This window comes from Aeromonas veronii (assembly GCA_041319085.1).
GTDB lineage: Bacteria > Pseudomonadota > Gammaproteobacteria > Enterobacterales > Aeromonadaceae > Aeromonas > Aeromonas veronii_F.
Genome location: CP101033.1, coordinates 4,032,501 through 4,058,708 on the forward strand (window position 1 = coordinate 4,032,501; position 26,208 = coordinate 4,058,708).

Sequence of the window (26,208 nt, forward strand, 5' to 3'; positions counted from 1 at the left end):
TGAAGGGCACCGCCCCCACACTGCCCAGTACGGTCCAGAACAGCACCACGATGAGGAAGCCCTCTTTCGAGCGCATCTCCTTCTTGTGATAGCGATTGGGAAACCAGAGCACCACGCCGAGCAGCAGGGCGATCAGAAAAGAGCTGACAAACTCGGCACCCCCACCATCCCGATAGCCAAAGGCCACCAGTGCAGGCAACAGCATGGTCGAGCTGAACAGCGCAACCAGCAGGCCAACAATGCGAATAATGCTCAGGATGTGCATTACAGCCCCCTTTCCCCAATTAAAGAGCGATGGATTCTAGCCATCTAAGGGACTGAGGGATACCCGCCCATGAGTCCGGTCGGTCAATTCACGGTCCACCTGAGCCCAAACCGAGGACTCCCACGCCACCTGCAAGGTGACCTGCTGACCGTAATCCGCCGCCAGCAATTCGCCATTATGGCTACTGATCAGCGACTCGACTGTCCCCATGTCACCATAATCGCAGTGAATGAGAGAGGGAGTGCGCGGCACCTTGAGCAGGGTTGGCAATTGCTTGAGGGCGGCACCGACACCGCCCCCATAAGCTTTGACCAGTCCACCGGTGCCAAGCTGGATGCCGCCGTAGTAACGCACCACCACGGCACAGATTTCACCGATCCCCGAACCCATTAGCTGGGCCAGGATCGGCTTGCCCGCGGTACCGGACGGTTCGCCATCATCGCTGAAGCCATAGACCTGGCTATCTTGCGGTGCGCCAGCCACAAAAGCCCAGCAGTGGTGGCGAGCGGTCGGATGTTGGCGCTTGATCTCGTTGACCCACCCCTTGGCCGCCTCGACAGTCGGGGTGTGGGCAATCAGGGTAATGAAGCGGCTCTTCTTTATCTCTTCGGTCAACTCCAGCGGGGCGGCCGGAATGGAGTACGCTGCTGCCATCAGAGCCCTGCTTGTCTGGTCATGTTCTCCACCCCGTTGGCATGCAGCACGATATTGTCTTCGATGCGGATGCCACCAAACGGCCGCAGTGCCTCCACCTTGTTCCAGTTGACCCGTTTGCCCTGTTCGCCGCGGCGCAGCGGCTCCAGCAGGCTGTCGATAAAGTAGAGCCCCGGCTCGATGGTGAACACCTGATCCACCTCCATCACCCGGGTGCAGCGCAGATAGGGGAACAGCTCGGGCGCCGCCAGATGGGTGCCGCGCTCATCCTGCATGAAACCACCGGCATCGTGTACCTGCAGACCGAGGAAATGGCCGAGGCCGTGGGGGAAGAAGACGTTGGTCACCCCGGTGTTGATCATCTCGTCAACCGACATGTCCACCAGCTCGGTCGCTTGCAGCAGGCGCGCCAGCTTGTGGTGCATCTGCAGATGCAGCTCGCTGTAGCGGCGACCCGGCTTGATCTCCTTGATGATCTCCTGCTGCTGCTCGTCGAGGGCAGCAATCAGATCGGCAAACTCGCCGCGCCGCCACGCCCAGGTACGAGTGATATCGGAGGCATAACCGTGAAAATCGACGCCAGCATCGATCAGGAAGGAGTGGCGTTCCGCATCGGGCACCCGCAAGGCGGACAAATGGGTGTAGTGCAGGATGGCTGCATTGCGGTTGATGGCAACGATATTGCCGTAGGGCGCCTCATTCGCCCCCTGCCCGACCGCCTTCATGTAGGCCAGATTGATCTCGAACTCGCTTGCCCCAGCCATAAAGGAGTCCTTGGCAGCGATATGGCCGCGCACCCCGATGCGGTTCGCCTCGCGCAGACACTCCAGCTCGTAGGGGGTCTTGTAGGCGCGGTGATAGTGCAGGTAGTTGAGCACCGCCTCGGGATTGGGCTGGGTCAGCCCCAGCAGCTCGGCCACGTCCAGATGGCCGCCCAGATAGGCCCACTCCTGCTTGTTGGCAGGCAGATGCTCGGCCACCTGCTCCGGCCTCGTCAGGAAACGGATATCGAAGAACTCGACCCAGAAGGCATTGGGCAGATCCGCCACCTTGTGCCAGAAATCGACCGGGCGGTAGAACAGCAATACCGGTTTGTTCACCCCGTCCACCAGCAGCCAGCAGTGGGGGTTGTCCAGCACCGGCAACCAGGCCTTGAAGTGCGGGTTTACCTTGAACGAGTAATCCTGATCATCGAGGAAGATGCGGTGGGTCTGGCCGGAGTGAATGGCCAGTCCGCTGAGCCCCTGTTGTTGCAGAATGTCGCGGGTGCGCTGCTGCAAGGTATCGAGGTGCTGGGCAAAAAGTTGGCTGTAGCTGCTCATGGCGTCCTGCTCCGAGGTGAATGTGATAGCAGCATAACATCAAGCTCGGAGCGGCTCGACCCGTCAAGCTGCCGCTTCGTGAGGTAACGCATGCGTTACAACCTGTCTGTTATCAAACAAGAACCAATCATTAACAAATAGAAAACAATTCAATACACTGCCGGTAGATACATGAAGTCAGGGATTACTCATGGACAACCTCTGCCTGTGGCAACCGGATCCGCTCAGGATGCAGCAATCCAACCTCTACCGTTTTATGGCGGAGGTGAACCGTTTCCACGGCTTGCAGTTGCAGAATTACCCGCAGCTTTACCAATGGTCGGTGGAGAAGACCACCCGTTTCTGGCCGCTGGTATGGCAACACTGCGGCGTCAAGGGCGAGCTCGGCAACATAGTGGCGGAGAACCGTCAGGATATGCAGCGCACCCGCTGGTTCCCCGACAGCCGCCTCAACTTCGCCGAGAACCTGCTGCGCCGCCAGGACGAGAGCCCGGCCATCATCTCCCGCATCGAAGGGAGCCCAAGCCGCACCCTTAGCTGGCGTGAATTGAGTGATCAGGTTGCCCGGCTGGCTCAGTGGCTGCGCCATCAGGGGATTGGTCGTGGCGATGTGGTGGCGGCCTATCTGCCCAATATTCCGGAAACTGTCGTTGCCATGCTGGCAACCAGCAGCCTCGGGGCGATCTGGACCTCCACCAGCCCCGACTTCGGTGAAGCCAGCGTGGTGGAGCGTTTCGGCCAGACCCGGCCTCGAGTGCTGTTCGCGGTGGATGGTTATCACTACAACGGCAAGGAGATCGACATTCAGCAGAAGGTCGCCAGCGTGGTGAGCCAGTTAAGCAGCATAGAACAGACGGTGATGATCCCCCTGCTCGGCAACCCGCTGCAGCTTGGCCACGACTGGCAACAACTGCTGGCGAGCCACCAGGGTGCCCAGCTCGCCTTCGAGTCGATGGCCTTCAACGATCCGCTCTACATCCTCTATTCGTCAGGCACCACCGGCAAACCCAAGTGCATCGTACACGGCATCGGCGGCACCCTGCTGCAACATCTGAAAGAGCATCAGCTGCACTGCGACATCAAACCGGGGGAGCGGATCTTCTACTTCACCACCTGTGGCTGGATGATGTGGAACTGGCTGGTGAGCGCCCTCGCCTCCGGCGCCACCCTGGTGCTCTACGACGGCTCGCCGTTTTACCCGGACGGCAACGTGTTGTGGGATCTGGCCCGCGACGAGCAAGTCAGCTTGTTCGGTACCTCGGCCAAGTATCTCGATGCGCTGCACAAGCAGGCTTATGCCCCCATCAAGACCCACGACTTGCCGCACTTGCGGCTGATCTGCAGTACCGGCTCCGTGCTGTCGCCGGAGGGATTTGACTACGTTTATCAGCAGATCAAGCAGGATGTGCAGCTCAGCTCCATCTCAGGTGGCACCGATATCTGCTCCTGCTTCGTCATCGGCAACCCCCTCAGCCCGGTCTATCGCGGCGAGAGTCAGGGGCGCGGCCTCGGCCTCGCGGTGCAGGTATTCAACGAAGCGGGCCAGCCGGTGCAGGGGGAGAAGGGCGAGCTGGTCTGCACCAAGCCGTTCCCAGCCCAGCCCATCTACTTCTGGGGCGACGAGAATGGCGACAAGTACCACGCAGCCTACTTCGAGCGGTTCGACAACATCTGGTGCCACGGCGACTGGATCGAGCTGACCCCGACCGGTGGCATTCTGTTCTACGGCCGCTCCGACGCCACCCTCAACCCGGGCGGCGTGCGCATCGGCACCAGCGAGATCTATCGCTATGTTGAACAACTGGACGAGGTGGAAGAGAGCATCGTTATCGGCCAGCAGTGGCAACAGGACGAGCGGGTGGTGCTGTTCGTCAAACTCAAGGCGGGTTGCAAGCTGGACGAGCCGCTGCGCGAGCGGATCCGCCAGCAAATAAAGCAACACTGCACCGCCCGCCATGTGCCCGCCCGCATCCTGCAGGTGGATGCCATCCCCCGTACCAAGTCCGGCAAGATCGTCGAACTGGCGGTGCGGGAGGTGGTGCACAACCGGCCGGTCAACAACACCCATGCCCTCGCCGATCCCGAGGTGCTGAACCAGTATCGCAACCGGCCGGAACTGGCCAGTTGATAAAAAGCTCACAGTCATCCGAGGCGCCGCAAGGCGCCTCTCTTTTGCCCGTTTTGTGATGAGGAGCTTTCACTCGAGAACTGTTAAACAAATGTTTTAAATAGGTGTTGAAAATGTCTCCTTTTGGATCAATAGTGAGCCTCGCCCCCTGCTGGGGATAAAGGAGCAACACCCCCCACCGAGTGGGAACAAGGAGACACTCTCATGATCTACCAAGGCGAAACCCTGTCGGTCAGCTACCTCGAAAACGGCATTGCCGAGCTGAGGTTTGATGCCCCGGGTTCAGTCAACAAGCTGGATCGCGCTACCCTGCTCTCCCTGAGCGAAGCGATCGCCGCATTACAACAAGAACGTGAACTAAAAGGTCTGATCCTCACCTCCGGCAAAGACGCCTTTATCGTCGGTGCCGACATTACCGAATTCCTGGAACTGTTCGATCTGCCGCAAGAAGATCTGCTCGGCTGGCTGAAAAAGGCCAACGACATCTTCAACGCCATCGAAGATCTGCCGGTGCCGACCCTCTCCGCCATCAAGGGCCACGCCCTGGGCGGCGGCTGCGAGACCATCCTCTCCACCGACTTCCGTCTGGCCGACACCAGCGCCAAGATTGGCCTGCCCGAGACCAAACTCGGCATCATGCCGGGCTTTGGCGGCACCGTCCGTCTGCCGCGAGTGATCGGTGCCGACAATGCGCTGGAGTGGATCACCACCGGCAAGGATGTCCGTGCCGATGACGCCCTCAAGGTGGGGGCCATCGATGCCGTGGTCGCCCCCGATGTGCTGCACAGCGCTGCCGTGCAGATGATCAAAGACGCCATCGCGGGCAAGCTGGACTGGCAGAGCCGTCGCGCCGCCAAAAAAGCCCCGCTGCGCCTCTCCAAACTGGAAGCCATGATAAGCTTCACCACCGCCGCCGGCATGGTTGCCGCCGTGGCGGGCAAACATTACCCGGCGCCGATGACTGCGGTGAAAACCGTCGAGGCCGCCGCAGGTATGGGCCGTGACGAGGCGCTCAACGTCGAGGCACAAGGCTTTATCAAGCTGGCCAAGACCGATGTCGCCAAGGCGCTGGTCGGTATCTTCCTCAACGATCAACACATCAAGGCGCTGGCCAAGAAGGCAGCCAAGCAGGCAAGTAAGGCCACCGGCCATGCCGCCGTACTGGGTGCCGGCATCATGGGCGGTGGCATCGCCTACCAGTCTGCCAGCAAGGGCATTCCGGCGGTGATGAAAGACATCAACGAGAAGGCGCTGGCACTTGGCATGGGTGAAGCCACCAAGCTGCTTAACGGCCAGCTCGAAAAAGGCCGCATCGACGGCATCAAGATGGGCCAGGTGCTCTCCGCCATCACCCCGACTCTCAGCTATGACAACGTCAAGCATGTGGATGTGGTGGTCGAAGCCGTGGTCGAAAACCCGAAAGTGAAAGCCGCCGTGCTGGGCGAAGTGGAAGGGATCATTGGCGAAGACGCCGTGCTCGCCAGCAACACCTCCACCATTCCCATCTCCCTGCTGGCCAAGGGACTGAAGCGCCCGCAGAACTTCTGCGGCATGCACTTCTTCAACCCGGTACACCGTATGCCGCTGGTGGAGATCATCCGCGGCGAGCAGACCTCCGATGAAACCATCAACCGCGTGGTGGCCTATGCCGCCGCCATGGGCAAGTCCCCGGTGGTGGTCAACGACTGCCCGGGCTTCTTCGTCAACCGGGTGCTGTTCCCCTACTTCTTCGGCTTCAACAAGCTGGTCGCCGATGGCGCCGACTTCGCCGCCGTCGATAAGGTGATGGAGAAGGAGTTCGGCTGGCCGATGGGCCCCGCCTATCTGTTGGACGTGGTCGGCATCGACACCGGTCACCATGCCGGTGATGTGATGGCGCAGGGCTTCCCGGCTCGCATGAGCAAGGAAGGTCGCACCGCCATCGACGTGATGTACGAAGTGAACCGCTTCGGTCAGAAGAACGGCAAGGGCTTCTACGCCTATGAGCAGGACAAGAAGGGCAAGCCGAAGAAGGTGGCTGATGCCGCTGCTTACGAGCTGCTGGCCCCGATTGCCAAGCCGAAGCAGGATTTCGACAAGGAAGCCATCATTGCTCGCATGATGATCCCGATGATCAACGAGGTGGTGCTCTGTCTGGAAGAGGGCATTGTTGCCACCCCAGCCGAAGCCGACATCGCGCTGGTCTACGGTCTGGGCTTCCCTCCCTTCCGCGGCGGCGTGTTCCGCTATCTGGACACTATCGGTCTGGATCGCTACGTGGCCATGGCCGACCAGTATGCCGACTTGGGCCCGCTCTACCGCGTCAGCGACAAGCTGCGCGAGATGGCCGCCCAGGGCAAAACCTTCTACTGATTGCGGAAAGGAGATCCATTCATGAAAGACGTAGTCATTGTCGACTGTATCCGGACCCCGATGGGCCGGTCCAAGGGCGGCGCCTTCCGCAACGTGCGTGCAGAAGATCTGTCCGCGCACCTGATGAAATCCATCCTGCTGCGCAACCCCAACCTCGACCCGAACGAGATCGAGGATATCTACTGGGGCTGCGTGCAGCAGACCCTGGAGCAGGGTTTCAACATCGCCCGCAACGCCGCCTTGCTGGCCGGCATTCCGAAGCAGGTGGGGGCGGTCACCGTCAACCGTCTGTGCGGCTCCAGCATGCAGGCGCTGCACGATGCTTCCCGCGCCATTCAGGTAGGTGATGGGGATATCTTCATCATCGGCGGCGTCGAGCACATGGGCCACGTGCCGATGAGCCACGGCGTTGACTTCCACCCCGGCATGGCCAAGTCGGTGGCGAAAGCCTCCGGCATGATGGGGCTGACTGCCGAAATGCTCGGCAAGCTGCACGGCATCAGCCGATCGCAGCAGGATGAGTTTGCCGCCCGCTCCCATCGCCGCTCCCATGCGGCCACCGTGGAAGGACGTTTTGCCAAGGAGATCGTCGGGCTGGAAGGCCATGACGCCAGCGGCGCCCGCTTCTTCTACGACTACGACGAAGTGATCCGCCCGGAGACTACGGTCGAAACTCTGAGCCAGCTGCGCCCGGTGTTTGACCCGGTCAACGGCACCGTCACCGCTGGTAGCTCCTCGGCCCTGTCCGATGGCGCCGCCGCCATGCTGGTGATGAGCGCGGATCGCGCCAAGGCCCTCGGCCTCACGCCGCGCGCCAAGGTACGTGCCATGGCCATCGCCGGCTGTGACGCCGCCATCATGGGTTACGGCCCGGTGCCGGCCACCCAGAAGGCGCTCAAACGTGCTGGCCTGACTGTTGGTGATATCGACCTGTTCGAGCTGAACGAGGCGTTTGCCGCCCAGTCGCTGCCTTGCGTGAAGGATCTGGGTCTGCAGGATCAGGTGGACGACAAGGTAAACCTGAACGGCGGCGCCATTGCGCTGGGTCACCCGCTTGGCTGCTCCGGTGCCCGCATCTCCACCACCCTCATCAATCTGATGGAGGAGAAGGATGCCACCTTGGGGGTTGCCACCATGTGTATAGGTCTGGGTCAGGGCATCGCCACCGTGTTTGAACGGGTGTGATAACCAGCCGGATCGACGGGATGCACTACTGAGAGTTGTCCCTTTTCGGGGCCAGTCTGACTGGCCCCTTTTCAAGTCTGTGACGATCGCCACACGGGGTGCTCGTCAGTGGTCAGAAGCTGTCTGTTGGCCGTCCCGTTTGGGTCGGCCTTTTTTCGTTTTAACCTTATCAATAGGCTGTTATTGCCTTAAACCTCACATTAGATAGGGGGCTTGCTTGCTTTTTACTCCCCCGACAGGTTCAATCTGCACAAAAAAAGGGTGGATGCACATACATATGTCAATGAGCAAACAACTGCTGATCGTCGACGACGACCAAGAGATCCGCGAGCTGCTCAATGAGTACCTGACCCGGGCGGGCTTTCAGGTATTGACGGCGGCGGAGGGCAACGAGATGCGCCAGCAGCTCTCCCAGCACAGCCCGGACCTGATTATTCTGGACATCATGATGCCCGGCGAGGACGGTTTTACCCTCTGCCAGCAGATCCGTCGTGATTCTCAGGTTCCCATCATCATGCTGACCGCCGCCTCCGACGAAGCGGATCGGGTGATCGGCCTCGAACTCGGTGCTGACGACTATATCGCCAAGCCGTTCAGCCCCCGTGAACTGCAGGCCCGCATCAAGGCGCTGCTGCGCCGCGCCGAATTCCGCCAGCCGGAAAAAGAGAAGGAACCTAGCCGCCGCCTGCGCTTCGCCGAGTGGACCCTCGACACCCTGAGCCATCAGCTGACCCACGACGATGGCAGCCTGCTGGATCTCTCCGGCAGCGATGCCCTGCTGCTCGGCATGTTCCTGCAACAGCCCGGCGTGGTGCTGGATCGGGATACCATCTCCGATGCCACCCGCGGCCGCGAAAGCCTGCCGATGGAGCGCGGCATCGACGTACAGATCAGCCGTCTGCGCCAGAAGCTGGGTGACAACGGCAAGAGCCCGCGCATCATCAAGACCATTCGCGGTAGCGGCTACATGCTGATTGCCGAGGTGCACGAGCTGCCATGAGCAACAAGTGGTCCTGGGGGGCGCTGGTGCCCCGCTCCCTGCTGTCACGGATGATCCTGCTGCTGCTGCTGGCTATCCTGCTCTCCCAGACCATTCTGACCGGTATCTGGATGCAGCAGATCCAGAAGCGGGAGCTGGAGGGGATGATCAGCACCACCCGCAACCTGGCGCTCTCCGCCGCCTCCACCGTCAACTTCTTCAAATCCCTGCCGCTGCAGTATCGCCATATCGCGCTGGATCAGCTGCGCAACATGGGCGGCAGCCGCTTCTTCGTCTCGCTCAACGAAGAGGAGATCCACATCAGCGCCATCCCCGACAGCGAGCGCAAGACGCTGGTGCTGAAAGAAGTGCAGGGGGTGCTGACCCGCAAGCTCTCCGATGCCATGGCAATCAAGGTGGATTTCTCGCGGCCCGAAGAGCTGCACGTCTTCAACAACGACACCTTGCTGGCGGATCTCCCCTCCTCCTGGGCCCGCTATACCCTGTCGCTGGAGCCGCTCAATCCGCCAGTACTGGTGACCCAGATCGAAATCGAAAAGGGGGAGTGGCTCTATCTGGCGGCCCTGCTGCCCGCCCCGTACATGACCCTCGATGACACCGTGATGCCGAGTAATCAGGTGCGTTTCATCGCCCTGATGACCGTGTTCCTCTGCTTCTTCACCTTTATGTTGGTGCGCTGGCAGACCCGCCCGCTGCGCCGTCTCGCCAAGGCGGCAGTCAGTCTGGGAAAAGATATCGACCAGCCTTCGCTCAAAGAGGAAGGCGCATCGGAAATCGTGGCCGCCACCCGCGCCTTCAACATCATGCAGCACCGTATTCGCCGCTATATCGACGATAGAGAGCGGCTGTTCAGCTCCATCTCCCACGACCTCAAGACCCCCATCACCCGGCTGCGGCTGCGGGTTGAACTGCTCGACGACGAGGTACAGATCGGCAAGTTCAACAAAGATCTCGACGAGCTGGAGCTGATGGTGAAAGGGGCGCTGCAGACGGTCAAAGAGACCGACATTCACGAGAATATCGAGGAGATCGACATCAACGCCCTGCTGGAGCAGATGGCGGAGTCGATGAACCTGCACGACGAGCGGCTGACTATCGAAGGCCACTGCAAATGGCCCTATCGCGGCAAGCTGCTGGCGCTCAAACGCTGCATCGGCAATCTTGTGGATAACGGCATCAAGTACGGCCAGCGCGTGCGCATCATCATCATGGATGACAAGGAGATGCTGATCCTGTTCATCATGGACGAGGGCCCCGGCCTGCCAGACGATCAGTTCGAGCGCATCTTCGAGCCCTACTACCGGCTCAGCACCGATCAGGCGGGAACCGGCCTTGGCCTTGGCATCGCCCGCAATATTGCCCACGCTCACGGCGGCGATCTGGTACTGGAAAACCGTCCGCAAGGTGGCCTGCAAGCCACGCTCTCCCTACCAAGGCAGTAACCTTATGAAGTGGTTGTCTTTTTCTGTCATCGCCCTGCTATCACTACCGGCGTGCGCCTCCCAGGTGGAGGTGTTGCACTGGTGGACCTCGGGCGGCGAGGCCCGGGCAGTGGAGGTGCTTAAAGCGGAGTGGATCGCCCAGGGCAACCAGTGGAACGACTTTGCGGTGCAGGGCGGCGGCGGCAAGAGCGCCATGACGGTATTGAAGAGCCGGGCGCTGGCCGCCAACCCGCCCGAAGCGGCCCATCTCAAGGGCTATGAGCTCAAGGAGTGGGCCGGACTCGGCTTTCTGCGCGATCTCAGCCCAATGGCCGATCACCTCGGCTGGTACACCAAGATGCCCCCCATGGTGCGGGCCACCCTCAGCCAGAATGGCGCCCTGATGGCGGTGCCGACCGGCATCCACCGGGTCAACTGGCTGTGGCTCAACCGCAAGGTGTTCGAACAGCAGAAGCTGGCCCCGCCCGACGACTGGGCCCAGTTTGTCACCATCGCCGATAAGCTTAAAAAACAGGGCATCACCCCCCTCGCCATCGGCAACGAGCCCTGGCAGCTGGCGGTACTGTTTGAAACAGTGGCGCTCGGTGAGGGCGGCAAGACGTTCTACCGCAAAGCCTTTATGGAGCAGGACAGCGCCACCCTGACCGGTCCCGACATGGTGCGGGTACTGACCCGCTTCCAGCAGTTGCGCGCCTATGTACCGGAAAAATACGCCGGTCTGAAATGGCATCAGGCCACCAATCTGCTGGAGAGCGGTGGCGCCGCCATGCAGGTAATGGGGGACTGGGTCAAGGGGGAGCTGAGTGCAGGCAACTACAGGCCGGGTGAGGATATCGCCTGCCTGCCGAGCCCGGGCAGTGCCGGGCTGTTCAGCTACAACCTCGACTCCATCGCCATGTTCAAACAGCGGGATCCGGCCCAGCTACAGGCCCAGGGCGATCTGGCCCAACTGCTGATGACGCCGACATTCCAGGAGGAGTTCAATCGGGTGAAGGGGTCGATCCCGGCGCTGACCCGGCCCGATATGAGCAAGTTCGACCGCTGCGCCGTGCGCTCCTATCAGGATTTCCTGCTGGCGGAAAAGCAGAACAACCTGCTGCCCAGCATGGCGGAAGGGATGGCGACGCCGACCAATATGCGGCAGGCGATCCTCGATGTGCTGAGCAACTTCTTTAACGACCCCAGAGCCAACCCGGAGCAGACGGCATTGCATCTGGAGCGGGCGATGCGTTCGACCCGCTGATCCGGGAAAATGGCCAAACAGCTGAAATGACAAAGGCGGAATTGTTCCGCCTTTGTTGTTGAATCGTCACCTGATTCAGGATTGATCGTTTTCGTCCTCATCCTCGTCATAGTAATCGCTAAGCTCGATCCAGAGTCCCAACCCGACCATCACCATGGAGCCGAACCAGGTACCGGTATTCCCGATCGGGCTGCCCATCACTATCATGGCGAAAGACAAGAACCCCATGCCTGCATAGGCCTGTAATCTGCCGTAGGAGACCTGCATATTCACCTCCTTGTTGAATATGGTTCAATTTTTATATTACTCGTCCGGCGCGAGCTGGATAGGGCCGAATAACATTTTGGTTACATATGCTGGTTGATGGGTCGTTTGTTTGATTATTTTTTAGCCCTGAGTATCATTGGTAGCCGAATAGGTTGATGATTGATAACAGATGAGTGATTTATTCTGCAGCGCAACTCACGAGTTGGTTGCAATCGGGCTTCGTTGCCCGGAAAACGTGACGATAGCTCGCAAGAAAGTGCGGCTGAAGGTTGATTATTAATGAGTAATTTATTCTGCGATGCGACCCACGAGTTGGACGCAATCGGGCTTCGTTGCCCGGAACCCGTGACGATAGCTCGCAAGAAAGTGCGGCTGAAGGTTGATTATTAATGAGTAATTTATTCTGCGATGCGACCCATGAGTTGGACGCAATCGGGCTTCGTTGCCCGGAACCCGTAATGATGGTGCGCAAAAAAGTGCGACTGATGGCGGATGGCGAGACCCTGCTGGTCAGCGCCGACGATCCTTCAACCACCCGCGACATCCCCAGTTTCTGCCGCTTTATGGATCACACCCTGGTCGCCAGCGAGACAGAGCAGGCCCCTTACCGCTATCTGATCCGCAAGGGTCAATAAGCCCCGTACCGGAGCACGCCATGACAACCATTACCCGAATCGGCACCACCCAGCGTTGGTCAGACGTGGTCATCCACAATGGCACCCTCTACGTGGTGGAAGTGCCCGTCAGCGAAGAGGCTGACATCCACCAGCAAACCCGCGAAGTGCTGGCGAACCTGCAGCGTCTGCTGGAAGCCAACGGCTCCGGCATCGACAAGATCCTGATGGCCAACATCTATCTCAAAGACATTCAGGACATCGCGGCCTTCAACGAGCAGTGGGATGCCTGGCTCCCGGCTGGCACCGCACCGGTTCGCGCCTGCGTACAGGCCCGTCTGGCCCACGAAGGCTACAAGGTCGAAGTGCAGCTCACTGCCGCTGTCTAAGCAAAACGGGATGCCTGGCTCCCCTGATGCCGACACCGCACCGGTTCGCGCCTGCGTACAGGCCCGTCTGGCCCACGAAGGCTACAAGGTCGAAGTGCAGCTCACTGCCGCTGTCTAAGCAAAACGGGATGCCTGGCTCCCCTGATGCCGACACCGCACCAGTCCGCGCCTGCGTACAGGCCTGTCTGGCCCACGAAGGCTACAAGGTCGAAGTGCAGCTCACTGCCGCTGTCTAAGCAAAACGGGATGCCTGGCTCCCCTAATGCCGACACCGCACCAGTTCGCGCCTGCGTACAGGCCCGTCTGGCCCACGAAGGCTACAAGGTCGAAGTGCAGCTCACTGCCGCTGTCTAAGCAAAACGGGATGCCTGGCTCCCCTGATGCCGACACCGCACCGGTTCGCGCCTGTGTTCAGGCCCGCCTGGCCCACGAAGGCTACAAGGTCGAAGTACAGCTCACTGCCGCGGTCTAAGAGGCGGTTATCCCCCTCATCCCCGCCCCTTCTCCCACGAGGGGAGAAGGGAGCAAACAACAAGGCACCATTGCTCGCCACGGCGCCAATAGAAAGGCCCCGCCATCACTGGCGGGGCCTTTTCGTTACCGAAACCTGAACGAGTTAGGCGGTCGGGGTCAGGGTAATGGTCACGCGGCGGTTCTGGGCTTTGCCAGCGGCGGTGCTGTTGGTGGCAACCGGCTGATCCGGGCCCACGCCGGTGGTGGAGATGCGGCTGCCAGCTACACCGTGGCCAATCAGCTGGGCGGCAACGGCATCGGCGCGCTCGCGGGAGAGCTTCATGTTCAGATCGCGGGAACCGGTGCTGTCGGTGTGACCGACCACATTCAGGCGGGTCTTGTCGAACTCGGCAACCACCATGGCGACGCCGGAGAGGGTGTTGGCACCGGCCGCTTTCAGCTGGGAGCTGGAGCTGTCGAAGGTGACGTTGTTCGGCATGTTGAGGATCAGCTCATTGCCATTGCGGGTCACGTTGACGCCAGTGCCCTGCAGCTTCTCGCGCAGCTTGGCTTCCTGCACGTCCATGTAGTAGCCGATACCGCCGCCCAGTGCCGCGCCGGCAGCCACACCAGTCAGAATACCCTTCTTGCGATCACCCTTGCTGGAGGAGAGCGCACCCACGGCTGCACCGGCAGCGGCGCCGGCCAGCGCGCCCCAGGCACCTTTGGAGGTCTGGGATTCGCGGGTGTAGGGGTTGATGGTACAGCCGCTCAGGGCAACGGTCAGTGCCAGAGCAGGCACCAGGATCTTGGCTCGCATGAAAAAACCTCTGTGAAAACAATCCGGCACCATGCCGGGGGGCCGGATTGTAACGCGCTGGAACGCCATTGTCTGACGTAGGCCTGAACCGTTGGCGAGAGTGGCGGTTATTTGCGCAAAAACCGCCGAAAGGAGAAAGCCGGTGGAGACAAACGCAGCCAATGAAGGCCAGATTAGCGCGGTGACTGACACTCGCTGTGGCAAGGACAGCTGACCAGATGATCGTTCACCATCCCCACCGCCTGCATAAAGGCGTAACAGATGGTGCTGCCAACGAAGTTGAAGCCGAGCTTCTTGAGCGCTTTCGACATGGCGTCCGACTCCGGCGACGTTGCCGGAATATCGCCGTTGCCCTGTCGCTGGTTGACGATGGGGGCGCCGCCGACAAAGGCCCACAGGTAGTCGGCGAAGTCGATCCCCTGCTCCTGCAACGCCAGATAGGCGCGGGCATTTCTGATGATCGACTGCACCTTGAGCCGGTTGCGGATAATACCGCTATCCTGCATCAATCTCTCCACATCCTGCTCGTCGAACTGCACGATGCGCACCGGATCGAAGTCGGCATAAGCGCGATAGTAGCTCTCGGTACGCTTCAAGATGGTGATCCACGACAGCCCCGCCTGCTGGCCGTCGAGGCAGAGCTTGGCAAACAGCTCGCGGGCGTCATAGACCGGCCTGCCCCACTGTTTGTCATGGTATTCAATGTATTCCGGGTCCCTGGTCACCCAGGCGCAGCGCAGTTCCATTTCCTCTCCCTTATGATTTCAGCGGCTTCCCCGACCCAGCCCACTCTGCTGGCGGCATCGCTCACATCCTGTACCGGACATCCCGCCCGACCAGCCAGGGCGCAGTGCCATCCCGTGAATCCGCTGCAATTTCGCCTATTATCCGACCATGCCAGACGGTATACTCCCTCGGTTCACATTCAGCAAATCTTGCTCTGATTTTCACTTCGCGCGAAAAAAATTATGCAAAAATTCGATGTCAAAACCTTTCAGGGCCTGATCCTGCAGCTGCAGGACTATTGGTCCCGCCAGGGCTGTACCATCATTCAGCCGCTGGATATGGAAGTGGGTGCCGGTACTTCCCACCCCATGACCTGTCTGCGTGCCCTGGGCCCGGAGCCCATCGCCTGCGCCTACGTGCAACCGTCCCGCCGTCCGACCGACGGCCGCTACGGTGAAAACCCGAACCGCCTGCAGCACTACTACCAGTTCCAGGTGATCATCAAGCCTTCCCCCGACAACATTCAGGAACTCTATCTGGGCTCCCTGAAAGAGCTGGGTATGGATCCTGAAATCCACGACATCCGCTTCGTGGAAGACAACTGGGAAAACCCGACCTTAGGGGCCTGGGGCTTGGGCTGGGAAGTGTGGCTGAACGGTATGGAAGTGACCCAGTTCACCTACTTCCAGCAGGTTGGCGGCCTAGAGTGCAAGCCGGTCACCGGCGAGATCACCTACGGTCTCGAGCGTCTGGCCATGTACATTCAGGGCGTAGACAGCGTCTACGATCTGGTCTGGTCTGACGGCCCGCTGGGCAAGACCACCTACGGCGATGTGTTCCACCAGAACGAAGTGGAGCAATCCACCTACAACTTCGAACACGCCGACGTGGAGTTTCTGTTCCACTGCTTCGAGCAGTACGAGAAGGAAGCCCAGCACCTGCTGGCACTGGAAAAACCGCTGCCGCTGCCTGCCTACGAGCGCATCCTCAAAGCCGCTCACTCCTTCAACCTGCTGGATGCCCGCAAGGCCATCTCGGTCACCGAGCGTCAGCGCTACATCCTGCGCATTCGCACCCTGACCAAGGCCGTGGCAGAGGCATACTACGCCTCCCGCGAAGCGCTGGGCTTCCCGATGTGCCAACGCGGCAGCAACGAGAACAAGCAAGGTTAAGGAACGGACATGGCACAACATACATTTCTGGTAGAGATCGGTACTGCTGAGCTGCCGCCCAAAGCCCTGCGCTCCCTGGCCGAAGCCTTTGCCGACAACCTCAAAAGCGAACTGACCAAGGCCGATCTGGCCTTCGGCGACGTCGAGTGGTTTGCCTCACCGCGCCGTCTGGCCCTCAAGGTGAGCGAGCTGGCTGGCGAACAGCCTAGCAAGAGCGTCGAGAAGCGCGGCCCGGCCGTGTCTCAGGCGTTCGATGCCGAAGGCAAGCCGACCAAGGCTGCCGAAGGCTGGGCCCGTGGCAACGGCATCACCGTTGAGCAGGCCGAGCGTCTGGTCACCGACAAGGGCGAGTGGCTGGTTCACACCGCCAAGGTTGAAGGCCGTCCGGCCAAAGATCTGCTGGGCGAGCTGGTAGCCTCTGCACTGGCCAAGCTGCCGATCCCGAAGATGATGCGCTGGGGCGACAAGACCATCCAGTTCGTGCGTCCGGTCTTCACCGTGACCCTGCTGCTGGATGGGGATCTGGTGCCCGCCCACATCCTAGGTATCGACTCTGCCCGCACCATCCGCGGCCACCGCTTTATGGGCGAGAGCGAGATCACCATCGACAACGCCAGCCAGTACCCGCAGATCCTGCTGGAAAAGGGCAAGGTAGTAGCCGACTTTATGGCGCGCAAGGCCAAGATCAAGGCTGACGCCGAGGCGGCCGCTGCCGCCTTCGGTGGCGTGGCCGATCTGGACGATGCCCTGCTGGAAGAAGTGACCGCACTGGTCGAGTGGCCGGTGGTGCTGACCGCCAACTTCGAAGAGAAGTTCCTGGCCGTTCCGGCTGAAGCGCTGGTTCACACCATGAAGGGTGACCAGAAGTACTTCCCGGTCTACGACAAGAACGGCAAGCTGCTGCCGAAGTTCATCTTCGTCACCAACATCGAGTCCAAAGACCCGAGCCAGATCATCAGCGGCAACGAGAAGGTGGTTCGCCCCCGTCTCTCTGACGCCGAGTTCTTCTTCAAGACCGACCTCAAGCAGACCCTGGCCTCCCGCCTGCCGCGCCTTGAAACCGTGCTGTTCCAGCAACAGCTCGGCACCGTCAAGGCCAAGGTCGAGCGCATCGAGACCGTCGCCGGCTTTATCGCCGAGCGTATCGGCGCCGACGTGGCTCAGGCCAAGCGTGCCGGTCTGCTCTCCAAGTGTGATCTGATGACCAACATGGTCGGCGAGTTCACCGACACCCAGGGTGTCATGGGGATGCACTACGCCCGTCACGATGGCGAAGACGAAGCGGTGGCCGTGGCCCTCAACGAGCAGTACATGCCGCGCTTTGCCGGCGATGCCCTGCCGTCCGGTCTGGTTGCCTGCGCCGTCGCGCTGGCCGACAAGTTCGACACTCTGGCCGGTATCTTCGGCATCGGCATGCTGCCGAAGGGTGACAAGGACCCGTTCGCCCTGCGTCGCGCCGCCATCGGTGCCCTGCGCATCATGACCGAGAAGCAGTTGGATCTGGATCTGGTTGAACTGGTTGAAGAAGCGGTACGCGTCTACGGCGACAAGCTTACCAACAAAACCGTCGTCACCGACGTGGTCGACTTTATGCTGGGCCGCTTCCGCGCCGCCTATCAGGACGAAGGCATCGGTGCCGACGTAGTGCTGGCCGTACTGGCCCGCCGCCCGACCCGTCCGCTCGACTTCGATCGCCGCGTCAAGGCCGTCAGCCACTTCCGCACGCTGGATGCCGCACTGGCACTGGCTGCCGCCAACAAGCGCGTGAGCAACATTCTGGCCAAGGTCGAAGGCGAGTTGCCGACTGCCGTCAAACCGGAACTGCTGGTCGATGCCGCCGAGAAGGCGCTGGCCACCCAGGTTGCCGAACTGCAAGCCGAACTGGCCCCGCTGTTCGCCGCCGGTGACTATCAGGCTGCCCTCACCCGTCTGGCCGCCCTGCGCGAGCCGGTCGATACCTTCTTCAACGAAGTCATGGTGATGGCCGACGACGAGGCCCTCAAGGCCAACCGTCTGGCGCTGCTGAACAACCTGCGCAACCTGTTCCTGCAAGTCGCGGATATCTCCCTGCTGCAGTGATTAGGGTTGAGTAAGTGATATTAAAAACGGCGCCGTCAGGCGCCGTTTGTTTTGTTACGAGAGATACATGGTATCGACTGATGGCATGTATGTTCTACCGGAAATTAATTACCACATACTCCGGATTGTGCGAGTTGCACACTATCTTTGGAAATGACGCGTTTCCCTAAAACACACAAATGGAGATGTGTAGAATGATAATGAAACAGAAGTTCGTTATGTTGGCCGCCTTGTCCACCCTGATGTTATCTACCAGTGCCTTGGCCACTTACTGGTCGACGTGCAGTGTCTTGATCGGGTCATGTTGACCGATGTGCATGCCGGCTATATCAAATCGGCCAGTGGCGGCCCCGACGCGGGCAATGCGGTGGTGATTTCATGGGAAAAGAATTATGAGCAGGGCAGCCCGTAGGTTCGATTAGCCGTTAGGCGTAATCGGACGATCGCGTAAATGGACTCTCCCGCCATAACGGCCAGCCAAAATTTCACCTCCGGCTGGCCGCCTCTGTTGCACGGCAACAACCAAAGCCTCTCGATCGTCCGATGACGCTGCGCAGATAGAACCTACATGAAATACTTGCATGCGATGGATACCGCGCCGGCGTTATGGCAGCAACCGATGGGTCAGCAGGTAGTCGATCAGGGCGCGAACCCGGCCGGTCTTGGCGCTTTCCCGTCGGTAGTAGAGGTACAGGCCGGGATGGGTCACCCACCAGGGCTCCAGCACAGGTATCAGGGTGCCGGCGGCAAGTTGGGGAGCCGCCACCGGCTCGATCATCTTGCCGATACCCAGCCCCTGTTTGGCGGCATCGATCATGGCGTCGGTGTCGTTGACGATAAGCGCCGTGCCCATCTCCGGGGCCGGCGTATTGTCATCGAGGGCCAGCCGCAGTGCGGACAGGCGGTTAGAGGTGGTGAAGCGGTAGCGGATCAGTCGATGTGCGCTTAGCTGCATCGGCGTCGTCGGCATACCGTGCCGGGCCAGGTAGTCGGGCGAGGCAAACAGAGCCTCGCGCAGGGAGCCGCTCAATGGGCGCGCCACCATGCCCTCGTCGACCCGATCACCAGAGCGAATGCCGAGGTCGATCCCCTCCCGCAGTATGTCGACCGTGGCATCCGAGAGGTGCAACTCCAACTCTATCTCCGGGTATTGGTGGCAAAAACCGGCATAAAGCGGCTGCAAAAAGGTCTGGAACACGTAGCGAGGCAGGGTCATGCGCACCTTGCCGGCAGGGGCGCGACCATGTTGACCCACCAGCTCCAGTGCACCATCGAGGGTCGCCATGGCGTGACCGGTCTGGTCATGCAGCTGTTGCCCCGCCTCGGTCAGCTCCATGCTGCGGGTGGTACGCCGAAACAGCGCCAGCCCCACGATCTGCTCCAGCTGTTTGAGCGCCAGACTCACGGTCGGGGCCGACATCTCGAGCCGGCGAGCAGCACCTCGGATCGACCCTTCCTGCACGATGCAGTGAAAAATCATCAGACAGTGGAAGGTGGATCCTTTCATAGTGATGGCCACTTTTGTTAGTTAATAGCTAACAATCATTTTGCCAAATCTCGTCTAAAAATAAACAGCCCTCCCCCTTATAGTGGGGCCAATCCATCCAATACGGCTTTCACAGGAGAACATGCCATGAGCAAGGTGCTGGTCATTTCCGGTCATCCCGACCTGTCTCACTCTTTTACTAACCGGGTCATCCTCGGCGAGCTGGAGGAAGCCATCGACGGCCTCCGGGTGCGGCGCCTCGACCAACGCTACCCCGATACTCGCATCGACGTGGCGGCCGAGCAGCAGGCCCTGCTGGAGGCCGATATTCTGGTACTGCAGTTCCCCTTTTACTGGTATTCGGTGCCGGCGCTGCTGAAAAAGTGGATCGACGAGGTGCTGACCTTCAACTTCGCCTTCGGGCCGGAGGGGGATAAGCTCAAGGGCAAGCCACTACTGATCTCCCTGACCGTGGGCGGACCGCAGGAGTCCTATCGCCCACTCGGTTACAACCACTTCACCATTCCCGAGCTGCTCAAACCCCTCGAGCAGCTGGCCTACCTGACCGGCATGCCCTATGAGCCACCGATCTGGAGCCACGGCATGGTCTATATCCCCGAGGTCTACAACACCCTGGAGCTGGTCGAGGCTCGCGCTCGCGACCATGCCAGCCGACTGATCGCCGTCATCCGGGAGTTGCAGCAGGTGAACTGAACAGGGGAACGGTCGCCCCTCACGGCGGCGGAAGAACGGCCCGGACAGGCAGCCCGCCGATTTGGGCATATCTTGTCGGGGCGGCTCTGCCAAGGTGACAGGGCCCCTTCACAAGGTAAAAAGATGAAACGAGTAATCTAGGCCGCCCTGCTGGCCGTAACCATGGCTGCCGGTGCGCAGGCCACCGACAAGGTCACCACGGTCCCGGTGCAGCCCGTAGGTTCGATTAGCCGTCAGGCGTAATCGGACGTTCGCGTAAATGGATTCTCCCGCCATAACGGCCAGCCGAATTTCCCCTCCGGCTGGCCGCCTCTGTTGCACGGCAACAACCAAAGCCTCTCGATCGTCCGATTACGCTGCGCTAATCGAACCGACATCGCGATATCATCGATCACTATCAGGTGCTCGACTTCAAGACGGCGATCGATGACGTTGGCGCCGGTTACTCGGACCTCAATATGCTGGCCGAGGACATCGAAACCCGTCGTGAAATGGCTTGCCTGAGCGAGCTGGGGGTGCGGCTAATGCAGGGTTATCTGTTTGCCAAACCCGGCTTTGCGTCACTGCCCGAGCTGGATTTTACCAACCTCTGACCACCCTCGCAGGATTGCAGACAACCGCCACAAAGCAAGAAGGGCACCAGACGGTGCCCCTTTGATTAAGCCACAGTGGCAAGCTTACTGACTGCAAATCCCCGACTTCGCAAGCTGTACTTTTACTTTGGAGATCACACGCTTGCCCTCATCTTCAGAGACCGCTTCCAGATTGGCACCACCGACAAAGACACCCATCTTGATGTACTGACGGACAAAGTAGTTTTTGCCCGGTTCGGTAAAGATGGCGAGTTTGTTGTCAGAGAACTCGGATTCAGTGGAAACCTCGTGGTTCTTGCCACCCGCGACTTGCTTGTAGAAGAAGGTGCGATCAGCGGTTTCACCTACGCACTCGGAGTCAACATAGACATTTTTCTTCAGTGCCTTGCCAACAAAGCTGTCTCGATAGATATACAGCCCCGCCATGTTGCTTTGCGGTGCCGGGAAGCTCTTTAACTTGGCATTCTCCTGGGCACTTTCCATCGGAACGCTGGCACAGCCTGCCAACAACAATGTGCCCAATATCGTGGATACCAGAGCCAGTTTTTTTAAAATCATGGGGAATTCTCCGTGCAATATTGAGCCTAAAATTTATGTTTAATAATTAATGATTTATCTCTGACAACAGCGGATTAGAGCATATGAATCCAACCATCACCAGCACATGTACAGCCCGTTCGATTAACCGTCAGACGTAATCGGACGCTCGCTTACACAGAGCCTCTCATCATAATGGCCACCCCAATGTCCCCCTCCGGCTGGCCGCCGCAGACTCGCGGGAACAGCCGGAACAACAGCCTCTCGATCGTCCGGCTACGCTGCGCTAATCGAACCGACAGATCTGCCAGCAACGGGCTCCTTGGCGCTCAATGGGTCAGTTGCGGCAGCAGTTGCAGCAGGTGGGCGCGCACCGCCAGCGGCGTCTGGCTGACCCAGATACCCAGCAGGCCGTAAGCGAGCAGCGGCAGTACCAGCAGCAACAGGCAGAGCAGCCCCAGCAGCTGGCGGGGAGCGAGCCGGCGCCCCTGCGTACCGAGCTGCAGTGCATCGGCCCGCTTGGGGCAGGCGGCCACGCAGCTCAGGCAACTGGTGCACTCGAGACTGCGCACCGCGATGAGCTGGTGCACCTGGATACGCGACGGGCAGGCCCGGCTGCACTTGTCGCAGTCGTGGCCCGCACTGCGCAGGCAACGGGCCGGGTCACGGCGAATGCGCAGCGCCGTCAATAGGCCGAGCAGGGCGAGCCAGGCGCCGTAGGGACAGAGGTAGCGGCAGAATCCTTGCCGGAAGCTGGCGGTGAGCAGCAGCACCCAGCCAAGGCAGAGGCCCGAGATCAGGGTCAGGTTGAAGAAGAAGGCCCCCATCTTCATATCCGCCGCCTGATGGTAGGGACTGGTGAAGTAGCCGGGCAGGGCGGCGCTTGGCACTGCGATCAGTACGATAAACAGCAAGAAAGCGAGCACCAGAAACTTCTGGCCGCGCAACACGACATCGAGCCAGCGCGGCGGCGTCCACTCCCCCACCAGCCATCGGCTACGCAGGCTGTGCAGCCACTCCCCCACCAGCCCGAGCGGGCAGAACCAGGCGCAGAACGCCCGCCCCAGCAGCAGGGCCGACAGACTGAGCACCAGCACCGTGATGGTGGCCGCCGGATGGTGCGGATCCACCAGCCCCTGCCCAAGCCAGGCCCGCAGCCCGAGCCCGCCGGCGATGGGCAGGAAGCCATCCACCACGTCCGGGCGCACCAGCCAGGGGCTCATCCCCAACCCTAGCTGCCAGACATGCAGGCCATACTGCAGCGTCACCAGCCCCCAGCAGAACAACAGCAGCAGGCGCGTGCGCGCCCGCAGCCACTGGCTGTCGAGTTCCCCGAGGATCGGCAGCGGCCGCCGCAGGTGCCAGAGGGCAAGCGCAAAGGCCACCAGCCCCATGCCGAGCCAGAGCAGGCTGTCCGCCGCCAGCAACCAGAGCATGAGCAGCAGGCCGAGGGCAAGACGCCACTGCCAACCCGATCGCGCCTGCCACGCCAGCAGCACCAGATAGGCCAGGCCGGCGGCCATGGTCACGGCTTCGATCACGCTCATGTTTCCCTCATCGCTTCATCCAAAACTCGCGGCAAGGATAACGGACATTTGAATTGATTATTTTGATCTGCATGGGCAGAGGGGCATCGGCAACCCATGCTCCCGGTGGGGCCCTCTTTGCGAAGACGGCGCCTTATGCCTTGCGGCTGTTGAACAGCGGCTGGTCCGACTCGGCCTGCTCGGCCCAGAAGTGGATGTTGAAGCGGGCATTCTCCGACAGCTCGACCCTGTGCCAGTACTGGGGCGGGCTGGTGGCAAACTCCCCGGCCCGGATCACCAGGCTCAGCTCCGGCTCTTCGGCCTGCTCGTCGGCAAAGCCGTGATAGGTGACGGTGCCCTCCATCACGCAGAGCTGGCCGAACACCCCGGCCGCGGTGTTGTGGTGGCTGAGCAACGCCTGCGGCACATTCTCGCGGGTAAAGAAGGGTGTGGAACGACGCACGACCCAGTGAGACGGAATAAGTTGCATGGACATATCAGTTCTCCTCAAGGGGCCGGGTCAACCCGGCCTGGTGTTATCAATGAATCAACGGGGCAGCTGACGCAGCAGCGGGAAGGCGGCACTCATCTGATCGCCCCCCACCACGAAGCCGCACAGCTCGCCATCCTCGCCGTGTGCCTCGGCCACCATGCCCTGGCGGTTCCAGCGGCACTGCCAGGCGAGATCGTCACCCCGGGTGCGACCGGCCAGTTGCAGCGGGTAACGTGGCGTCTTCACCTTCACCAGCATGGGCGGCAGGCTCAGCGGGGTCGGTGTGCCGAGCAGGGTGCGCGCCAGCGCATTGGCCCCCAGCACGATGGGTTGCAGGAAGGGGAGCAGCTGACCCCGCCACTGCACGCAATCCCCCAGTGCGAAGATATGGGGATCGCTGGTCTGCAGCCGATCGTCGATCAGGATGCCGCGCTCCACTGCCAACCCGGCCCCGCGGGCCAGGGCCAGATTCGGCCGCAGGCCGATCGCGGCGATCACCAGATCCTGCTCGCAAGTACGACCGTCGGTCAGGGTGACGCGCCAGCCATCGCCCGGCTGGGCATCAATCCTGGCGAGACCTGTCCCGAACTGCAGGCTGACGCCCTGGCTGCGCAGCGCCTGTTGTAGCGGCTGAGTCAGGGTGGCGGGCAGCAGGGCGCTGAGCGGGCTGTCGGCCAGATCCAGCAGCGTCACCTCTTTTCCTGCACTCGCCATATCCATCGCCAGCTCGCAGCCGATGAGACCGGCCCCCAGCACCAGGATGCGGCGGGCTTGCTGGATTGCCCCCTCGACAGCGGCATACTCCTGCTGGCTGTTGAGGGTGACCAGATGCTCGCTTCCCGGTATCTCGGGGCGCGCTGCGCTGGCGCCGGTAGCCAGCACCAGCTGGCCATAGGGGAAGCTGCCCTGCTCGGTCAGTACCAACCGCCGGACGGGATCTATGCCAAGCACCGGGCAGTGAGGCAGCAGCGCGATGTGTTGCTGCTCGGCAAATTCGCTGCCGCTAAGGCGGGTCATGGCCGCGGCGGCGCAGCCCCGGCTTACCACGTGGCTCAAGTCCGGCTTGTTGTACTCGTCGCCGCTGTCGGCGGTGATAAGGCGGATGGGCTGCTCGGCGTCCAGCTTGCGCAGGCTCTTGACCAGCTGCTGGGCTGCGAAGCCGCTGCCGATCACCACTATCTCGTCGCGCTGGGGGATGGCACTCATATGCAGGCCTCCACGGCGCAAGGTTCAAATACCTCCTTGCCGATGCCGCAACCCGGGCAGAGGAAGCTGTCAGGTACCTGGGCCCAGGGGGTGCCCGGCGCCACCAGCTGATCCGGCTCGCCCTGGGCCGGGTCGTAAACCCACTGGCAGACGGTGCAGAGCATGGCCTGGTCGTCGTCCCATTCAGCCGCCGGGGCGGCTTGCGGCGCCGCAGTCACGGCCGCAGGCATCTCAGGGGCAAGCGTCGCCTGGGTTGTGGTGATCGGGCGGGGTGCCTCTAGGGGGTGCAGTGCCCATTGGCGGGCGAGTTGGCGGCCGTGTTCGCGGCATTCCGCCAGCGCCGAGCCATCCGGCCGCCACTTGGCCTTGAGGGAGATGCTGATGTCAAAGCCCGCGTCCATCAGGCGGGTCTGGATCCGGTCCACCGCACCGCCGGTCCAGCCGTAGCTGCCGAAGGCCGAGGCGCGCTTGTTACGGAAGCGTAGGCCGGTGATCTCTTCGAGCATGCCCGCCACCTTGGGCATCATGACGTTGTTCATGGTGGAGGAGCCCACCAGTATCCCCTTGGAGCGGAACACCTGGGTCAGGATCTCGTTCTTGTCGTGGCGGGCCACGTTGTAGATCTTCACCGCCACGCCCGGGTCCACCTCGTGGATGCCCTGGGCGATGGCATCGGCCATCATGCGGGTGTTGTTGGACATGGAGTCGTAGAACAGGGTGATGCGGTCTTCCTGATAGTGGTCAGCCCACTCCAGGTATTTCAGGATGATCTGGGTGGGGTCCTCGCGCCAGACGATGCCGTGGGAGGTGGCCACCATGCTCACCGGCAGGTTGAAGCCGAGCACTTCCTTGATCTTGGCGGTGACCAGCGGGCTGAACGGGGTGAGGATATTGGCGTAGTAGCGCTGGCACTGCTCCATCAACTCGGTCTGGTCCACCTCGTCGTTGAACAGGTGTTCGTCACAATAGTGCTGGCCGAAGGCGTCGTTGGAGAACAGCACCGCATCGTCGGTCATATAGGTCATCATGCTGTCGGGCCAGTGCAGCATGGGTGTCTCGATAAATACCAGCTGCTTGCCGTTGCCGATGTCCAGGCTGTCACCGGTCTTGACCGGGTGGAAGTTCCACTCAGGATGGTGATGGTGGCCGGTGATGGAGTCGATGGCATTGTGGGTGCAGTAGATGGGGGTGCCTGGGATGCGGGCCATCAGCTCGGTCAGGGCGCCGGCATGGTCCTCTTCGGCATGGTTGATGACCACGTAGTCGATGCTGGCCAGATCGATCTCGGCCGCCAGGTTCTGCACGAATTCCCGGCTGAACTTGTGATCGACGGTGTCGATCAGCACGTTCTTGCCCTCACGGATGAGGTAGCTGTTGTAGCTGGTGCCCTTGTGGGTCTTGTACTCGGTACCGTGGAAGTCGCGTACCTCCCAGTCCCGTTGGCCGACCCAGTGGATGTTGTTCTTGACGTGAATGCTCATCAGGCAGTTCCTCGAATGCAATAGTGGATGTTCGACTGAACCAGCTATTGCAGCGGACGTG

24 protein-coding genes and 6 pseudogenes (1 of these 30 cut by a window edge) are annotated in these 26,208 nt (G+C 61.0%); 18 read left to right on the plus strand and 12 right to left on the minus strand.

Going from position 1 to position 26,208, the window contains the following annotated elements; all coding sequences use genetic code 11:
• The 3 genes in view from NMD14_19185 to pepQ are tightly spaced (at most 36 nt apart) and all read right to left on the minus strand, a layout consistent with a single transcriptional unit that may run on beyond the window.
• A protein-coding gene (locus NMD14_19185; protein ID XEI32778.1) for a TrkH family potassium uptake protein crosses the window boundary here: on the minus strand, positions 1 to 265 show its 5' portion. It extends 1,193 nt beyond the left edge of the window; 265 of the gene's 1,458 nt are visible here — the first part of the coding sequence; its start codon is at positions 263 to 265; its stop codon lies off the left edge, out of view.
• A 36-nt stretch (positions 266 to 301) separates the two neighbouring features.
• A complete protein-coding gene (locus NMD14_19190) occupies positions 302 to 919 on the minus strand; it encodes a YigZ family protein (GenBank protein ID XEI32779.1) in 618 nt (205 codons plus the stop codon).
• Positions 919 to 2,241, minus strand: a complete 1,323-nt coding sequence (pepQ, locus tag NMD14_19195; GenBank protein ID XEI32780.1) for a Xaa-Pro dipeptidase — start codon at positions 2,239 to 2,241, stop codon at positions 919 to 921. The genes NMD14_19190 and pepQ overlap by 1 nt, the downstream gene beginning before the upstream one ends.
• A 190-nt stretch (positions 2,242 to 2,431) precedes the next feature.
• Here pepQ and NMD14_19200 point away from each other — a divergent pair, with 190 nt between their 5' ends.
• The 6 genes from NMD14_19200 (at position 2,432) to NMD14_19225 (ending at position 11,591) form a co-directional block, all read left to right on the plus strand.
• Positions 2,432 to 4,369: an acetoacetate--CoA ligase gene (locus tag NMD14_19200; GenBank protein XEI32781.1), complete on the plus strand. Its 1,938-nt coding sequence runs from the start codon at positions 2,432 to 2,434 to the stop codon at positions 4,367 to 4,369.
• Between the two features lie 204 nt (positions 4,370 to 4,573).
• Positions 4,574 to 6,721, plus strand: coding sequence for a fatty acid oxidation complex subunit alpha FadB (gene fadB, locus NMD14_19205; GenBank protein ID XEI32782.1), 2,148 nt, complete (start codon positions 4,574 to 4,576; stop codon positions 6,719 to 6,721).
• A 21-nt stretch (positions 6,722 to 6,742) separates the two neighbouring features.
• Entirely contained in the window at positions 6,743 to 7,906 is a 1,164-nt protein-coding gene (gene fadA / locus NMD14_19210; GenBank protein ID XEI32783.1) for an acetyl-CoA C-acyltransferase FadA, read from the plus strand.
• Positions 7,907 to 8,183: 277 nt separating this feature from the next.
• A complete protein-coding gene (locus NMD14_19215; GenBank protein XEI32784.1) occupies positions 8,184 to 8,906 on the plus strand; it encodes a response regulator transcription factor in 723 nt (240 codons plus the stop codon).
• Entirely contained in the window at positions 8,903 to 10,348 is a 1,446-nt protein-coding gene (locus NMD14_19220; GenBank protein XEI32785.1) for an ATP-binding protein, read from the plus strand. Before NMD14_19215 ends, NMD14_19220 begins: the two co-directional genes overlap by 4 nt.
• A 4-nt stretch (positions 10,349 to 10,352) precedes the next feature.
• A complete protein-coding gene (locus tag NMD14_19225) occupies positions 10,353 to 11,591 on the plus strand; it encodes an ABC transporter substrate-binding protein (protein ID XEI32786.1) in 1,239 nt (412 codons plus the stop codon).
• Between the two features lie 75 nt (positions 11,592 to 11,666).
• Here NMD14_19225 and NMD14_19230 read toward each other — a convergent pair whose 3' ends face one another.
• Entirely contained in the window at positions 11,667 to 11,858 is a 192-nt protein-coding gene (locus NMD14_19230; protein ID XEI32787.1) for a hypothetical protein, read from the minus strand.
• Positions 11,859 to 12,027: 169 nt separating this feature from the next.
• Between NMD14_19230 and NMD14_19235 the strand changes: the two are divergent.
• The 8 genes and pseudogenes from NMD14_19235 (at position 12,028) to NMD14_19270 (ending at position 13,333) form a co-directional block, all read left to right on the plus strand.
• A pseudogene (locus NMD14_19235) lies at positions 12,028 to 12,120 on the plus strand (sulfurtransferase TusA).
• Between the two features lie 17 nt (positions 12,121 to 12,137).
• Positions 12,138 to 12,206, plus strand: a pseudogene (locus tag NMD14_19240) (sulfurtransferase TusA).
• Positions 12,207 to 12,247: 41 nt separating this feature from the next.
• Entirely contained in the window at positions 12,248 to 12,493 is a 246-nt protein-coding gene (gene tusA, locus NMD14_19245; GenBank protein XEI32788.1) for a sulfurtransferase TusA, read from the plus strand.
• A 20-nt stretch (positions 12,494 to 12,513) separates the two neighbouring features.
• Positions 12,514 to 12,861, plus strand: coding sequence for a RidA family protein (locus tag NMD14_19250; GenBank protein ID XEI32789.1), 348 nt, complete (start codon positions 12,514 to 12,516; stop codon positions 12,859 to 12,861).
• Positions 12,862 to 12,889: 28 nt separating this feature from the next.
• Positions 12,890 to 12,979 (plus strand): annotated as a pseudogene (locus NMD14_19255) (endoribonuclease L-PSP).
• Between the two features lie 28 nt (positions 12,980 to 13,007).
• Positions 13,008 to 13,097, plus strand: a pseudogene (locus tag NMD14_19260) (endoribonuclease L-PSP).
• Between the two features lie 28 nt (positions 13,098 to 13,125).
• Positions 13,126 to 13,215: pseudogene (locus NMD14_19265) on the plus strand (endoribonuclease L-PSP).
• 28 nt (positions 13,216 to 13,243) lie between these two features.
• Positions 13,244 to 13,333 (plus strand): annotated as a pseudogene (locus NMD14_19270) (endoribonuclease L-PSP).
• Between the two features lie 144 nt (positions 13,334 to 13,477).
• On the opposite strand, the gene NMD14_19275 reads toward NMD14_19270, so the two are convergent.
• On the minus strand, positions 13,478 to 14,134 hold the full coding sequence (locus NMD14_19275) for an OmpA family lipoprotein (protein ID XEI32790.1): 657 nt from the start codon (positions 14,132 to 14,134) through the stop codon (positions 13,478 to 13,480).
• A gap of 173 nt (positions 14,135 to 14,307) precedes the next feature.
• Positions 14,308 to 14,880: a DNA-3-methyladenine glycosylase I gene (locus NMD14_19280; GenBank protein ID XEI32791.1), complete on the minus strand. Its 573-nt coding sequence runs from the start codon at positions 14,878 to 14,880 to the stop codon at positions 14,308 to 14,310.
• 222 nt (positions 14,881 to 15,102) lie between these two features.
• On the opposite strand from NMD14_19280, the gene glyQ reads away from it, so the two are divergent.
• A complete protein-coding gene (gene glyQ, locus NMD14_19285) occupies positions 15,103 to 16,032 on the plus strand; it encodes a glycine--tRNA ligase subunit alpha (GenBank protein ID XEI32792.1) in 930 nt (309 codons plus the stop codon).
• Between the two features lie 9 nt (positions 16,033 to 16,041).
• The gene (gene glyS, locus NMD14_19290) at positions 16,042 to 18,111 is read left to right on the plus strand and encodes a glycine--tRNA ligase subunit beta (GenBank protein XEI32793.1); all 2,070 of its coding nucleotides are present in this window, start codon (positions 16,042 to 16,044) and stop codon (positions 18,109 to 18,111) included.
• 604 nt (positions 18,112 to 18,715) lie between these two features.
• On the opposite strand, the gene NMD14_19295 is transcribed toward glyS, so the two are convergent.
• The gene (locus tag NMD14_19295; GenBank protein XEI32794.1) at positions 18,716 to 19,618 is read right to left on the minus strand and encodes a LysR family transcriptional regulator; all 903 of its coding nucleotides are present in this window, start codon (positions 19,616 to 19,618) and stop codon (positions 18,716 to 18,718) included.
• Positions 19,619 to 19,744: 126 nt separating this feature from the next.
• On the opposite strand from NMD14_19295, the gene NMD14_19300 reads away from it, so the two are divergent.
• Entirely contained in the window at positions 19,745 to 20,311 is a 567-nt protein-coding gene (locus NMD14_19300; protein XEI32795.1) for an NAD(P)H-dependent oxidoreductase, read from the plus strand.
• A 401-nt stretch (positions 20,312 to 20,712) separates the two neighbouring features.
• Positions 20,713 to 20,904, plus strand: coding sequence for a hypothetical protein (locus NMD14_19305; protein XEI32796.1), 192 nt, complete (start codon positions 20,713 to 20,715; stop codon positions 20,902 to 20,904).
• A gap of 84 nt (positions 20,905 to 20,988) precedes the next feature.
• On the opposite strand, the gene NMD14_19310 is transcribed toward NMD14_19305, so the two are convergent.
• From NMD14_19310 to norV, 5 genes are all read right to left on the minus strand, one after another.
• Positions 20,989 to 21,462 carry a DUF2846 domain-containing protein gene (locus tag NMD14_19310; protein ID XEI32797.1) on the minus strand — a complete coding sequence of 158 codons (474 nt, stop codon included), beginning with the start codon at positions 21,460 to 21,462 and terminating at the stop codon, positions 20,989 to 20,991.
• Between the two features lie 308 nt (positions 21,463 to 21,770).
• On the minus strand, positions 21,771 to 22,988 hold the full coding sequence (locus NMD14_19315) for a 4Fe-4S binding protein (GenBank protein ID XEI32798.1): 1,218 nt from the start codon (positions 22,986 to 22,988) through the stop codon (positions 21,771 to 21,773).
• A 133-nt stretch (positions 22,989 to 23,121) separates the two neighbouring features.
• On the minus strand, positions 23,122 to 23,463 hold the full coding sequence (locus tag NMD14_19320) for a DUF1971 domain-containing protein (GenBank protein ID XEI32799.1): 342 nt from the start codon (positions 23,461 to 23,463) through the stop codon (positions 23,122 to 23,124).
• Positions 23,464 to 23,514: 51 nt separating this feature from the next.
• Positions 23,515 to 24,666 (minus strand): NADH:flavorubredoxin reductase NorW, encoded by a 1,152-nt coding sequence (gene norW / locus NMD14_19325; GenBank protein ID XEI32800.1) that lies wholly within the window; start codon positions 24,664 to 24,666, stop codon positions 23,515 to 23,517.
• Positions 24,663 to 26,147, minus strand: coding sequence for an anaerobic nitric oxide reductase flavorubredoxin (gene norV, locus NMD14_19330; protein ID XEI32801.1), 1,485 nt, complete (start codon positions 26,145 to 26,147; stop codon positions 24,663 to 24,665). Before norV ends, norW begins: the two co-directional genes overlap by 4 nt.
• Positions 26,148 to 26,208 lie beyond the last annotated feature (61 nt).

Coding starts and splice junctions, on each gene's coding strand:
- NMD14_19215 (XEI32784.1), top strand. CDS start 8,184: ATGTCAATGAGCAAACAACTGCTGATCGTCGACGACGACCAAGAGATC.
- fadA (XEI32783.1), top strand. CDS start 6,743: ATGAAAGACGTAGTCATTGTCGACTGTATCCGGACCCCGATGGGCCGG.
- pepQ (XEI32780.1), bottom strand. CDS start 2,241: ATGAGCAGCTACAGCCAACTTTTTGCCCAGCACCTCGATACCTTGCAG.
- norV (XEI32801.1), bottom strand. CDS start 26,147: ATGAGCATTCACGTCAAGAACAACATCCACTGGGTCGGCCAACGGGAC.
- NMD14_19250 (XEI32789.1), top strand. CDS start 12,514: ATGACAACCATTACCCGAATCGGCACCACCCAGCGTTGGTCAGACGTG.
- NMD14_19295 (XEI32794.1), bottom strand. CDS start 19,618: ATGAAAGGATCCACCTTCCACTGTCTGATGATTTTTCACTGCATCGTG.
- NMD14_19220 (XEI32785.1), top strand. CDS start 8,903: ATGAGCAACAAGTGGTCCTGGGGGGCGCTGGTGCCCCGCTCCCTGCTG.
- NMD14_19225 (XEI32786.1), top strand. CDS start 10,353: ATGAAGTGGTTGTCTTTTTCTGTCATCGCCCTGCTATCACTACCGGCG.
- NMD14_19275 (XEI32790.1), bottom strand. CDS start 14,134: ATGCGAGCCAAGATCCTGGTGCCTGCTCTGGCACTGACCGTTGCCCTG.
- glyQ (XEI32792.1), top strand. CDS start 15,103: ATGCAAAAATTCGATGTCAAAACCTTTCAGGGCCTGATCCTGCAGCTG.
- NMD14_19190 (XEI32779.1), bottom strand. CDS start 919: ATGGCAGCAGCGTACTCCATTCCGGCCGCCCCGCTGGAGTTGACCGAA.
- fadB (XEI32782.1), top strand. CDS start 4,574: ATGATCTACCAAGGCGAAACCCTGTCGGTCAGCTACCTCGAAAACGGC.
- tusA (XEI32788.1), top strand. CDS start 12,248: ATGAGTAATTTATTCTGCGATGCGACCCATGAGTTGGACGCAATCGGG.
- norW (XEI32800.1), bottom strand. CDS start 24,666: ATGAGTGCCATCCCCCAGCGCGACGAGATAGTGGTGATCGGCAGCGGC.
- NMD14_19315 (XEI32798.1), bottom strand. CDS start 22,988: ATGAGCGTGATCGAAGCCGTGACCATGGCCGCCGGCCTGGCCTATCTG.
- NMD14_19280 (XEI32791.1), bottom strand. CDS start 14,880: ATGGAACTGCGCTGCGCCTGGGTGACCAGGGACCCGGAATACATTGAA.
- NMD14_19230 (XEI32787.1), bottom strand. CDS start 11,858: ATGCAGGTCTCCTACGGCAGATTACAGGCCTATGCAGGCATGGGGTTC.
- NMD14_19300 (XEI32795.1), top strand. CDS start 19,745: ATGAGCAAGGTGCTGGTCATTTCCGGTCATCCCGACCTGTCTCACTCT.
- NMD14_19310 (XEI32797.1), bottom strand. CDS start 21,462: ATGATTTTAAAAAAACTGGCTCTGGTATCCACGATATTGGGCACATTG.
- glyS (XEI32793.1), top strand. CDS start 16,042: ATGGCACAACATACATTTCTGGTAGAGATCGGTACTGCTGAGCTGCCG.
- NMD14_19320 (XEI32799.1), bottom strand. CDS start 23,463: ATGTCCATGCAACTTATTCCGTCTCACTGGGTCGTGCGTCGTTCCACA.
- NMD14_19200 (XEI32781.1), top strand. CDS start 2,432: ATGGACAACCTCTGCCTGTGGCAACCGGATCCGCTCAGGATGCAGCAA.